Consider the following 11,602-nt stretch of genomic DNA (forward strand, 5'->3'; position numbering starts at 1 on the left):
GTGCGGTATATTTCGTTGTAGGGCTCAAGTGTCCAAGTGTTTCCTCATTGTCCAATTAATCGGAAAACTTGAAAAGAAACACTTTCACCACATCCGGTGAAGAGCCACATACATACAGGTATTTTGATGATGAAAACACTCGACCAATTAGCCCAGCAACACGGCCTATGGCGCGCTAGTCAGCGGCCGTTAATGGCGGAATTACCCGATAAAAAAGCGACCGGTTACAGCGCCTTTGATCAGCGTCTAGGGGGGCTCCCGTCTCCAGGTGTGACAGATATCATCAGTGATTATGGTGTCGGTGAGTTGCGGCTGGTGTTACCGGCGTTGTATCACGCTAGCGGTCAGCAGGTAGCGTGGATTCGTCCACCGGTTGGACTCAACGCAGCGATGCTACATCAGCAAGGCTATTTAACCGACAACACCTTGTTGGTGTCTCCCAAAAGTGATCAGGATGCGCTGTGGGCAGCCGAGCAAGCGGCGCGCAGTGTCGCGTGTCAGGCAGTCGTGTTATGGCCATCTTCGCTCACGGTGGGACAAGTTAAGCGTCTAAAATTGGCGGCCGAACATGGCCAATGTGCGGTGGTACTGTTGCGCCGCCAGCAGACGTATTCATTGACCTTGCCGGTCGATTTAAGTGTGGCGCTGGCCCCTTCTGCATGTGGCGTGACGGTCACGGTGCGTTATTGTCGCGGCCAATGGCCACCGGCCCCGTTTACCCTCGATTGGCGCACGCAATGGCCCGCGTTGGTGACCTAGCCGAGCAATGCAGAGAATTTACTTGCCTTCCCTTCACGGCAACAGCGGGAGCAAGCGTGATGTCATTGTGGCTGTATCTGCATTGCCCATGTTTGTTGTTAGATAGCCTTTATGCGCCGTCATCGGTGCAAGCGGTGGGGCTGGTTAGCGAGCAAGAAGGCCGTTTAGTGCAGCTCTCTGTGGCGGCTAACACGCACGGTCTGAATACCGGTATGGGATTAGGGGCTGCAGCGCTTATTTGTCATCAGCTCGCGGTCTATCCTTATTGCGCGGTGAAAGAGCAGTCCGCGCTTGAGCAGCTCGCCAAACAGCTTTATCCGCTGGTCGCGGAAATCAGCCTTAATCCCCCTAAAGGTTTATGGCTACACGTTTCACCGATGTTGGCCTTATATCAAGGGTTTCCCCCGCTATGGCAGGCCGTGACTCAAACGCTGGTGGAAAGTGGTATCCGTTATCAGGCAGGGGTGGGCCAAACGCCGCGTGCCGCCGAGCTTATGGCGTATGGCCACGCGGGCAAGAACAGTACCGACCCCGAGCATTTGCAGGCAGCGTTGCAGCAACTGCCGTTGGCTGCTGCCCCTTTACCGGAGACGGTGAAAACTCAGTTTACGCGTCTGGGCCTCTCTCGGTTAGGTGAGCTTATCGCCTTGCCCACCGCGTCGCTGACGCGACGGTTTCCGCGCACTGTGGTGGATTACCTTGCTGAAGTGCGTGGCGCCCAGCCGACGCCACTGCGTTATTTTCAGCCACCGCTGCAATTTTTTCAGCAGCGGGTCTTGTTGTTTGAGCTTAGTGAGCAAGCCCATTTATTGCCTATTATCGAGAATCTCGTCTCGGCACTGTGCCGTTTTCTTGAGCAGCGTAGTGCCTGTACGCCTGCGCTGACGTTGGGTTTTAGCTTGCGTGATGGATGTGAAGAAACCCTGCCGGTAATGGCCGCGCATGGCGAGAAAGACGTCGAGCGCTGGATGGCGTTGGTGCGTTTACGGCTGGCGTCATGGCAAGTGAGCCAGCCGGTGACTGCAGTCAGTGTGACGGCTTCGCAAATCGATTGCCACCAGCCCGGACAAACCGATCTTTTTAGCGCCCAGCAAGGCGACCAAGACCGTGATGAGTTGGTCGCGACCCTGGCAGCCCGACTCGGGGAGGAGGCGGTTATGCGGTTAGCGTATGTAGATCATCACCGTCCCGAGACGGCCAGCCAACATGTACCCCATCATCATAGTGCGACACCGACGGCCTCGGCACCCACGCGTCCACGCCCAAGTTTATTGCTGCCGCAACCCACACCACTGGTGGGTAAGGTCACCTTACGTGAAGGGCCGGAGCGAATTGTCACGGGCTGGTGGGAAGGTGCGCCTATCCAGCGCGATTACTTTATTGCCCAAAATGCCCAGCAACAGTGGCTGTGGGTGTTTCGCACGCCAGAGCAAACCTGGTTTTTACACGGTTGGTTTAGTTAGACGGTGAAGCGATGAGTACGTATGCCGAGCTGGTATGTTGCAGCAACTTTTCCTTTCTTGAGGGCGCCTCACACCCGGAAGAGCTGGTGGCGCAAGCGGCAGCATTGGGCTATCAAGCGCTCGCGATCACCGATGAATGCTCGGTCGCAGGGGTGGTGCGTGCGTATCAAGCTCAGCGTGATTATCCGCAGCTTTCGCTGATCATTGGCAGTCGCTTTCGCCTGCAGGCGTTAGATGTTGTTTTACTGTGTCCCACCCAAGCGGCTTACCAAGAGCTGTGTCGGATTATCACCAATGCGCGGCGACGCAGCCACAAAGGCGACTACCAGCTGAGCGAGTGGGATCTGATGTCGGTGCGTCATGGCATAGTGCTATGGCTACCCAGTGGCGCGGAGAGCGATCATCACTGGGTGACGTGGCTGCTGCGTTATCATGCTGAGCGCTTGTATCTGGCTGTGCGGCGCGATCTAGCGGATAACGACCATTCGTATCTGGCGCACTGTCGCATGCTGGCAAGCCAGTATGAGCTTCGTGTGACAGCGTGTGGTGATGTGCTGATGCATCACCCTGAGCGGCTGGCGTTACATCATACCTTAACGGCGATTCGGCATCGTCAGCCGGTGGCGGCGTTGGGACGGACACTATTGCCCAATGCAGAGCGCGCCTTACGCCCGTTGCCTAAATTACACGCTTTATTTCCTCCTGAGTGGCTGGCGGAAAGTGCCAAGATTGCCGCCCAGTGTCAGTTTTCCTTGGCGAGCCTTAAATACAGCTACCCCAAAGAAGTGGTGCCGACTGGCGAGTCTGCGATGGCGTATCTGCGTGAGGCGGTCAAGCAAGGCGCACAGCAGCGCTTCCCACAAGGTGTTCCCCGTGACGTGGGAGCCACCATTGAAAAAGAGCTCGCGCTTATCGAGGCGCTGGATTACCCGTATTACTTTTTGACCATTTACGATCTGGTGCGCTTTGCCCAGTCGCGTGGGATCTTATACCAAGGGCGCGGCTCGGCAGCGAACTCGGTGGTGTGTTATTGCTTAGGGATCACCGCGGTGGATCCGTGCAAAGTCGATGTGCTGTTTGAGCGCTTTATTAGCAAAGAGCGAGACGAGCCGCCGGATATTGATGTGGACTTTGAGCACCAGCGCCGTGAAGAAGTGATCCAGTATTTGTATCAAAAATATGGTCGTGAGCGGACCGCCTTAGCGGCAACCGTGATCCGTTACCGGCTTAAAAGTGCATTGCGCGATGTGGGCAAAGCGTTGGCGATCCCCGCTAGCCAGATTGATTTTTTTATTCAAAATCTCAATCGACGCGATAAAACCCAGCCTTGGACGCAGCAACTTCAACAGTTAGGCCTCGATCCTAAAAGCGCGAAAAGCCAACAATGGCTGTCGCTGACCCAGACATTGATCGGCTTTCCGCGCCACCTTTCTCAGCATGTGGGTGGCTTTGTGATTGCAGATGGGCCTTTGTATGAGTTGGTGCCGGTGGAAAATACGGCGATGGCAGAGCGGACGATGATCCAGTGGGATAAAGACGATCTGGAAACACTGCATCTGATGAAAGTCGATGTACTGGCACTGGGCATGCTCACCGCGATTCGACGTACCTTTGATTTGATTGCCCAAACCGGTGGCCCTCGCTTGAGTTTGGCGGCGATCACCCAACAAGGCGACGATCCGGCGGTGTTTGCACGCATTCAGCACGCCGATACCGTGGGAGTGTTTCAAATTGAGTCGCGAGCACAAATGAGTATGCTGCCGCGGCTCAAACCGGCTTGTTATTATGATTTGGTAATCCAAATTGCCATTGTCCGCCCCGGTCCGATCCAAGGTGACATGGTGCATCCGTATCTAAAGCGCCGCGACGGGGAAGAAGCGGTGAGCTACCCGTCCAAAGCGGTTGAGCAGGTGCTGGAGCGTACGCTCGGAGTGCCCATTTTTCAAGAGCAGGTTATCAAACTGGCGATGGTGGCGGCCGGCTTTTCCGGTGGAGAAGCGGATCAGCTGCGCCGCGCGATGGCGGCCTGGAAGAAAAAGGGCGGACTGGCGCCATTTCGCGACAAATTGATCGCAGGGATGACTGCGCGAGGCTATCGCGCCGACTTTGCCGAGCAGCTTTACCGGCAAATCTGTGGGTTTGGTGATTATGGCTTTCCAGAGAGCCACTCGGCTTCGTTTGCGGTTTTGGCCTATGTCTCAGCGTGGCTAAAGCATTATTATCCCGCCGCGTTTTACACCGGCTTGCTTAATAGCCAGCCGATGGGGTTTTACTCACCGTCACAATTGATGCAAGACGCCACGCGCCATCAGGTGCCTGTGTTGCCGGTTTGTGTGCAACACTCGGGAGCGGATCATTGCTTAGAAAAGGTTGGCGAACAGTGGGGCGTGCGGCTGGGGTTGCGGTTAGTCAAAGGATTAAGCATGGCGGCAATAGACCGATTGCTGGCCCATCGTCCAGAGACGGGATTTACGTCTTTGTCGGCACTGCAAGGGATTCATCTTGACCGCGATGCCTATCAAGCCCTAGCCAGTAGTGGCGCATTGGCAGCGCTGGCTGGTAACCGCTTTCAGGCGCGCTGGGCGCTGATGGATCAGCAGCGGCAGTTGCCGTTACTCGCCGCCAGTGACGATGAGGTGGCGTTGCCTCATTCGCCTTCCCAGTGGCAGAACGTGATTGAAGATTACGCGGCCTTGGGGCTGTCGCTCACCGATCATCCCATTCGTTTGATGGCGCAAGCCGGCACGCTGGGGCGTTTTACCCGTGGTGTTGAGTTATCACAGTGTGCATCGCAAAGCTGGGTCGCGGTAGCGGGGGTGGTGACGGGCAAGCAATCCCCCGGTACGGCCAGTGGCGTAACCTTTGTCACCTTGGAAGACGATACGGGTAATATCAATGTGGTGGTTTGGGCGGGGACGGCACGGGCGCAATCCCGTGCTTTTATGCAAGCCAAGGTGTTGAAAGTGCATGGCATTGTCGAGCGACAGGGCGAGGTGGTGCACGTGATTGCCGGTAAGTTGATTGACCTTACCCCGACGCTCACCACCTTGTCGGTGGCCGCGCGTGAATTCCGTTAACGCGACGCGCTAACCGCGTCGGGACAGGTGGGCGCCGGACACGCGGCTACCGCTTGAATACGCTGGCGATGTAGCTCATCACGAATCGCCGCCCCTTTAAAACCTGCGTCGACAATTGGCTTAACCTCTACCTGTTGCGCGCAAGCAAAGCGCTCGCGTAAGGCGTCGGCTTGTGGGTAGTGATAGTTCTCACGTCCCTTGCGGCCACGGACATCGGCCAAACACGCCAAGGCCAGTTGCTCGACCCGCTCGGGTTTGCGCCACGCATCGATCTGATTAAACAGCGCTACCCAATGCTCAGGGCTGAGTTGATCGCACTTATGAATTTTGGAGTGGTGCGCACTGACCACCAAGGCCAAATCCCGATAGGCGTTGGGAATACGTAGTCGCTCGCACAAATCTTTAATCACGGGCAGCCCGCGATCGCCGTGGCCGCGATGGCCGGGCAAAATAGAGGCAGGGGTGAGGGCCTTACCGAGATCATGGACTTGTGCGGCAAAGCGGATGGCTTTGTCGTCGGTCAATGAGGCGGCATAACGGCTGACCATTTCCGTGTGGATGCCGGTGTCGATTTCAGGGTGCCAGTTGGCTGGATTCGGCACGCCGTAAAGGGCGTCGATTTCTGGAAGTACTACCGCTAGGGCACCGCAATCGCGCAGCACAGCAAGAAACACATCGGGACAATCACTGCCAAGCGCTTTTTCCCACTCGCGCCAAACCCGCTCAGGGGTGAGGTGGATGAGTTCGCCCTTGGCGACCATCGTTTTCATCAGCGCTAAGGTGTCGTCGGCAAGGGTAAAGCCGAGCGGCGCAAAACGGGCGGCAAACCGTGCCACCCTGAGGACCCGCAATGGATCTTCGCTAAAGGCAGGCGAGACATGGCGCAAAATCCGGTTGTGTAAATCTTGCTGACCGCCATACGGGTCAATCAAGCTGCCATCTTCGTCTTGGGCAATGGCGTTAATGGTGAGATCGCGGCGCTGAAGGTCCGCTTCCAGTGAGATATCTGGTGAGAAGTCGCAAATAAACCCGGTGTAGCCTTGGCCTGATTTACGCTCGGTACGGGCGAGGGCATATTCTTCGTGTGTGGTGGGGTGTAAAAACACGGGGAAGTCTTGGCCGACTTGCTGGTAACCGGCCGCTTGCATTTGCTCGACGGTCGCGCCCACGACCACCCAATCTTTATCTGTGACCGGCAAGCCTAATAGCGCATCACGTACTGCTCCGCCGACAAGATAATGTTTCACACGAGACTCCTTGTTTGGATTAACCTTGGAATCTGGCATGGCAACCATGCTGACTCCGAATTCTTTCCCAAGTATACATATTGAAATGCAGCACGGATATTTTGTGCCTGAAAATTGGCGTGGCGGTTGCAATAAAAAAGGCCGCCGAGGCAGCCTTCTTCAGTCATTATGCCCAGCCGTCACGGCGACGTTTTTTACGTGGGATAAGGTGTGGCAGCACAAGGCCAAACAGTAAGCCGCCGCCAGCCACCATGCCGCCGTAGGTAAACCAGCGCATCAGCAGGTCGTCTTTTTGGGTATCAATCTTGGCACGCAGTGCACGAATTTCACTTTGTGCCTCAATCAACTTCTTATTGAGATCGCTGCTGTGTGCTTCCAGCTTCGAAATTTGTTCGTTGCGTTTTGCTAGCGATTCAACCAAGCCTTTTTGCTGTGCTTTGGCATCATCTTGAGCGCTTGCCAGCGCGGATTTAACCCTTTTCAGCTCCGCTTCTAGTGCAGGCAGTCGCTCTTTTAAGCCCGGTTGCGTGGTGACGTAATCACTTTTCACCCAGCCTTTACGGCCACGGCTATCAACCACTTGGGTATAACCTGCATCGCGGTCGCGGCTTAATACGGTGATTTTATCGCCCGCATCGACGCTACCAATAATGCGATATTGTGTACCTGGACCAGAATGCATGTAGGTAAACAATTCGTCGGAGATATAGTTTTCTGCCATTGCACGGGGGGCCACAAGTACAATCAGCAACATAAGAGCAGAATACAGGTGTTTCACGTCTGGGGTCCTTTGCGTTTTTTCAGTATGGGACACATCGCCTTTGTTGCGCATAGTGCCATAGGCCAAAAGGAAAGGGGAGCCATGCTCCCCTTTTTTTGACCGTGATTTGACATCACTCGCTCAGTTTACGCAAATGCAGCGGTCATCACATGGTAAAAGATCACAGCTAGCAAGGCGCCAGCCGGTAGTGTGATAAGCCAAGAAGCGACAATGTTGCGCACTACGCCTAAATTAAGCGCGGCAATACCACGGGCAAAGCCGACGCCGAGCACCGCTCCCACCAAAGTTTGGGTGGTTGAGATAGGCAGGCCTGTTCCTGAAGCGACGACGACGGTACTTGCGGTCGCCAATTGTGCGGCAAAACCGCGGCTTGGGGTGAGTTCAGTAATGCCTGATCCCACGGTGGCCATCACGCGGTGTCCGAGTGTAGCCAAACCGACTACGATCCCGATGCCGCCCATAGGCAGAATCCACCAAGCGATATGGGTTTTCTCAGCCACTTCTCCCAGGTTTTGTACCGTGGCCACAATCGCTGATAGAGGACCAATTGCGTTAGCCACATCATTAGAGCCATGAGCGAATGCCATTGCACAAGCGGTGACGACCATCAACAAGCTGAAAATACGCTCAACGCCTTGAAAGCCTTGATTTTCGTCGCCGCGATATTTACGGGAAATATAGTACACCCCATAGAACATAATCAGCGCAGAAAGCACGATAGACGCACTGACAGCTTCAAAGGTGGAGAGGTGAAGACCAACGTGTTTGAGGCCTTTTTTAATGGTTACCATCGCGATAATAAATGCGGTGATAAACATATAAATGGGAACAAAGCGTTTGGCGTTTAGCACCGGATGATCGGTATCGAAGATAAGGCGTTGTGCACTGAGGAAGATGAGGTAGGCAAAGATGCCTGAGATGAGCGGTGTGATAATCCAACTGCCCACAATGCTTTGTACGGTGTGCCAATCCACCGCCTCAGAACCGACGGACAGGCAGGCAAAGCCAATAATGGCACCAATAATAGAGTGGGTCGTCGAGACCGGCCAGCCCATGTATGAGGCAAGGAGCAACCAAGTGCCAGCAGCCAGCAGGGCTGACATCATACCAAACACCAACTCAAGCGGTTGATCCGCGTAGAGTGCGGTGTCAATTACCCCCTTTCGGATGGTGTCTGTTACCTCGCCGCCAGCAAGATAAGCGCCAGCAAATTCAAAAATCATGGCAACAATAATGGCTTGTTTCACGGTCAGCGCTTTAGAGCCGACCGACGTGCCCATTGCATTGGCGACGTCGTTGGCGCCGATACCAATTGCCATTAAAAAACCAAAAGCCGCGGCGACCATAATTAAAATGGTCCCGTGATTCATCAGGATTTCCATTGTAGTACCTTGTTATTACATCACTCGGTTAGGAACGGGAAAGCATCACCTCTAAGCGCGCGCCAACACGCTGCGCTTGATCGGCGATTTCACCGACCCACTCAAGGATTTTGTACAAGAACATGACGTCGACCGGATTGTATTCGTGTTCGACAGCCATCAATGCTTGGCGAAGTTGGATTTGCATGGAGTCGGTATCGTCTTCAATCACATCCAACTGATGAATCATTTCTGCCACCAAAGTCACTTCGCGGCCTTTGAACCCAGTTTCTAGTAACTCTTCCAGTTCATTGATCACACGGCGTGCTTGATCGGCTGCATCCAAACAACGCTGGACGTAGGCGATAAAGGCATCATTCATCGAGGGGGGCATACGGAGCTGACGGCCAATCACGCGGCCAGCGATATCCTTTGCCAAGTTTGCCAACTTATCCTGTTGGGTGAGCAGCTCCAGCATGTCTGTCCGATCAACAGGCATAAAGAGACCGCGGGGAAGTTTGAGTCGTATATTGCGTTTCAGTGTATCTGCGTCTTTCTCAATATCAGAAATTTGCTGACGCAGTTGGTTAGCCTGTTCCCAATCTTGACGCTCACAGGCGTTAAAAAAAGGAATGAGTAACGCACAGCAATCGTTCACACGATTAACATGGCGTTGTAAGGGTTTAATTGGGCTTTTTGCAAACAGCCCGACAATTGTATTTACTGGCATAGCCGTAATCTACCTGGTTGCCTCGTGCCCAGAGGGCAAAATGGAGGCCAAACGTTCAACGATGGTATATCGGAGCGGCGAATGGTAGCGCAGAACATTGGTTAAAGAAACAGCTTTTGTGATCTCACCCTCATTGCGCCTGATCAAGCCTGATAACTCCGGTACTTGCCGACAGGATCAATTGTTCATATCCTTGTCTGGCAATTGGCTATAGGTACCCGTATGGACACTGAGATAGAGCTCAAGTTTTTTGTCTCTTCTGACTTCTCTCACCGCATTCGCGATAAAATTGTCGGTGTAAAGCAGCTACAGCAGAGCCAGCGCGAGCTGGGAAACATCTACTTTGATACGCCAGATTTTACCCTACGCAAACACGATATCGGTTTGCGGGTGCGCCGCTTTGACGGCGTTTATATTCAAACGCTGAAAACGGCGGGCCGGGTGGTCGCTGGGCTACATCAACGCCCAGAGTACAACGCCGAGCTTAACGGACCTGAGCCGGACCTTTCTTTGATCCCGGTCGAAGCATGGCCCGATGGATTAGATATACAAGCGCTTGCGAGTCAACTTCAGCCGCTATTTTCGACTGATTTTGTGCGCCGTCAGTGGCTGTTGGCGACCGAAGACGGCAGCCAGATCGAACTGGCCTGTGATCAAGGCGAAGTGTCGACGGATGCGGGTGATAAAGACGTGATTTCTGAGGTTGAACTGGAGCTGATTTCTGGTCAAACCGATGCGTTGTTCTCACTGGCGCGTAACTTGGCTGATGAAGGCGGCGTGCGTCTTGGTAATTTAAGCAAGGCTGCGCGTGGCTATCGTTTAGCAACGGGTTACCAAGGCGATCCGGTCACGGCACTATCGATTGTGAAGTTACGTGATGACGACTCTCAAGAGAAAGCGCTGATCCGTATTTTGGAGCATGCGCTCAGCCATTGGCATTACCATGAGCAAATCTATATTGAGCGAGAATCGCTCGATGCGCTGCAAGAAATTCGCTATGCGGTATTACTCATCCGTCAAGCGCTTGCGTTGTTTGGTAGCGTGGTGCCTCGCCGTGCTAGCACCCTTTTACGTCAAGAGCTGCAATGGTTTGAAGGCGAGTTAGCTTGGCTTGACCATGCCACTGCCATTGCACGTTTGTGCGAGGATAAGGGGCAATATTTACGTAAACTTAATGCCCGTAAATCCTTGGTTAAGGCGCTGAAAGAAAAGCACGAAACCTTGCCTGAGCGAGAAGACGTGGTTGCGCTGCTCCATGCATCACGTTACTGCAACTTGCTGTTGGATTTAAGTCGTTGGATTTTATCCAAAGGGTGGCAGCCTTTCTTGGATGACAAAGCGGAAGAAAAGCTTGCCCAGCCCATCCAACACTTTGCCGATAAAGCCTTGCCGGATTCTTGGCAAGAGCTGTTGGCGGTTTTTGATGAGACGAAAACCCTGACGCGGCACGACTATTTTGATCAGTATCCAAGACTGCAACGCAACTTGTTACTGGGTACCTGCCTCGCGTCTTTGTTTGATAAAAGCCGGCGCAAAGCGTTCCGCCTGCCTTGGCTGGATATGTTACAAGGCATTGAAGAGCTGCGTTTGCTCGAGCCTGTGCGTGAACTGGTGGCTGAGCTGGACGACGACGAAGATAAGAAGCAAGCAGAAAAATGGTTGGCGCGTAAAGAAGAGTCGTTATTACACGCGATGACGCAAAGTCGCCAAACAGGCCTGACGCTTACCCCCTATTGGCAAGATTAAATGCCTTCTTATAAAAGCAGCTCCTTGAGCTGCTTCAGACTGCTGACAAAGGTCTAGCTTTCGAGCTAGACCTTTGATCTAATAGGAGTGTTGCAATAGGGATGCTCCGGTATGCTTCAAGAACCTTCTCCACACCAATATGAACTTGAAATGGTGACGATGGAACAACTTGTTCCCAAAGACCATCTTGTTCGTAAAATCGACCGCGCCATCGACTTCGAGTTTATTCGAGATGAAGTCGCTCACCTTTATTGCAAAGATAATGGCCGTCCACCCGTTGACCCCGTTCGCTTATTTAAAATCATCCTGCTTGGCTATCTCTTCGGCATCAAAAGCGAGCGCCAGCTTGTTAAAGAAATTGAAGTCAACGTTGCTTATCGTTGGTTCTTGCGTATGTCGCTGACAGAGAAGGTCATCCATGCGTCAACGCTGAGCCAA

At 53.6% G+C, this 11,602-nt stretch carries 9 protein-coding genes; 5 read left to right on the forward strand and 4 right to left on the reverse strand.

What is annotated here, in order from left to right; all coding sequences use genetic code 11:
• Nucleotides 1-126 precede the first annotated feature (126 nt).
• Genes BGK46_RS15560 through BGK46_RS15570 form a run of 3 tightly spaced genes read left to right on the forward strand, consistent with a single transcriptional unit; the run spans nucleotide 127 to nucleotide 5,299 of the window.
• On the forward strand, nucleotides 127-759 hold the full coding sequence (locus BGK46_RS15560) for a hypothetical protein (protein ID WP_069590807.1): 633 nt from the start codon (nucleotides 127-129) through the stop codon (nucleotides 757-759).
• A gap of 59 nt (nucleotides 760-818) precedes the next feature.
• Nucleotides 819-2,222 (forward strand): Y-family DNA polymerase, encoded by a 1,404-nt coding sequence (locus tag BGK46_RS15565; RefSeq protein WP_069590809.1) that lies wholly within the window; start codon nucleotides 819-821, stop codon nucleotides 2,220-2,222.
• 11 nt (nucleotides 2,223-2,233) lie between these two features.
• Nucleotides 2,234-5,299, forward strand: a complete 3,066-nt coding sequence (locus BGK46_RS15570; RefSeq protein WP_069590810.1) for an error-prone DNA polymerase — start codon at nucleotides 2,234-2,236, stop codon at nucleotides 5,297-5,299.
• On the opposite strand, the gene BGK46_RS15575 is transcribed toward BGK46_RS15570, so the two are convergent.
• From BGK46_RS15575 to BGK46_RS15590, 4 genes are all read right to left on the reverse strand, one after another.
• Nucleotides 5,296-6,546, reverse strand: a complete 1,251-nt coding sequence (locus tag BGK46_RS15575; RefSeq protein WP_069590813.1) for a multifunctional CCA addition/repair protein — start codon at nucleotides 6,544-6,546, stop codon at nucleotides 5,296-5,298. The genes BGK46_RS15570 and BGK46_RS15575 overlap by 4 nt on opposite strands.
• Before the next feature lie 166 nt (nucleotides 6,547-6,712).
• Nucleotides 6,713-7,324 carry a TIGR04211 family SH3 domain-containing protein gene (locus BGK46_RS15580; RefSeq protein ID WP_069590822.1) on the reverse strand — a complete coding sequence of 204 codons (612 nt, stop codon included), beginning with the start codon at nucleotides 7,322-7,324 and terminating at the stop codon, nucleotides 6,713-6,715.
• A gap of 128 nt (nucleotides 7,325-7,452) precedes the next feature.
• Nucleotides 7,453-8,709: an inorganic phosphate transporter gene (locus tag BGK46_RS15585; RefSeq protein ID WP_069590815.1), complete on the reverse strand. Its 1,257-nt coding sequence runs from the start codon at nucleotides 8,707-8,709 to the stop codon at nucleotides 7,453-7,455.
• Nucleotides 8,710-8,737: 28 nt separating this feature from the next.
• Entirely contained in the window at nucleotides 8,738-9,418 is a 681-nt protein-coding gene (locus tag BGK46_RS15590) for a TIGR00153 family protein (RefSeq protein ID WP_069590816.1), read from the reverse strand.
• A 222-nt stretch (nucleotides 9,419-9,640) separates the two neighbouring features.
• Here BGK46_RS15590 and BGK46_RS15595 point away from each other — a divergent pair, with 222 nt between their 5' ends.
• Entirely contained in the window at nucleotides 9,641-11,164 is a 1,524-nt protein-coding gene (locus tag BGK46_RS15595; RefSeq protein ID WP_069590819.1) for an inorganic triphosphatase, read from the forward strand.
• A 111-nt stretch (nucleotides 11,165-11,275) separates the two neighbouring features.
• Nucleotides 11,276-11,602 (forward strand): transposase (locus tag BGK46_RS15600; protein WP_139130800.1); only part of this gene is annotated, 327 nt, incomplete at its 3' end.

The organism is Salinivibrio sp. SS2 (assembly GCF_001722075.1).
GTDB classification, from domain to species: Bacteria; Pseudomonadota; Gammaproteobacteria; order Enterobacterales; family Vibrionaceae; genus Salinivibrio; species Salinivibrio proteolyticus.

Coding starts and splice junctions, on each gene's coding strand:
- BGK46_RS15560 (WP_069590807.1), top strand. CDS start 127: ATGATGAAAACACTCGACCAATTAGCCCAGCAACACGGCCTATGGCGC.
- BGK46_RS15565 (WP_069590809.1), top strand. CDS start 819: ATGTCATTGTGGCTGTATCTGCATTGCCCATGTTTGTTGTTAGATAGC.
- BGK46_RS15570 (WP_069590810.1), top strand. CDS start 2,234: ATGAGTACGTATGCCGAGCTGGTATGTTGCAGCAACTTTTCCTTTCTT.
- BGK46_RS15585 (WP_069590815.1), bottom strand. CDS start 8,709: ATGGAAATCCTGATGAATCACGGGACCATTTTAATTATGGTCGCCGCG.
- BGK46_RS15590 (WP_069590816.1), bottom strand. CDS start 9,418: ATGCCAGTAAATACAATTGTCGGGCTGTTTGCAAAAAGCCCAATTAAA.
- BGK46_RS15595 (WP_069590819.1), top strand. CDS start 9,641: ATGGACACTGAGATAGAGCTCAAGTTTTTTGTCTCTTCTGACTTCTCT.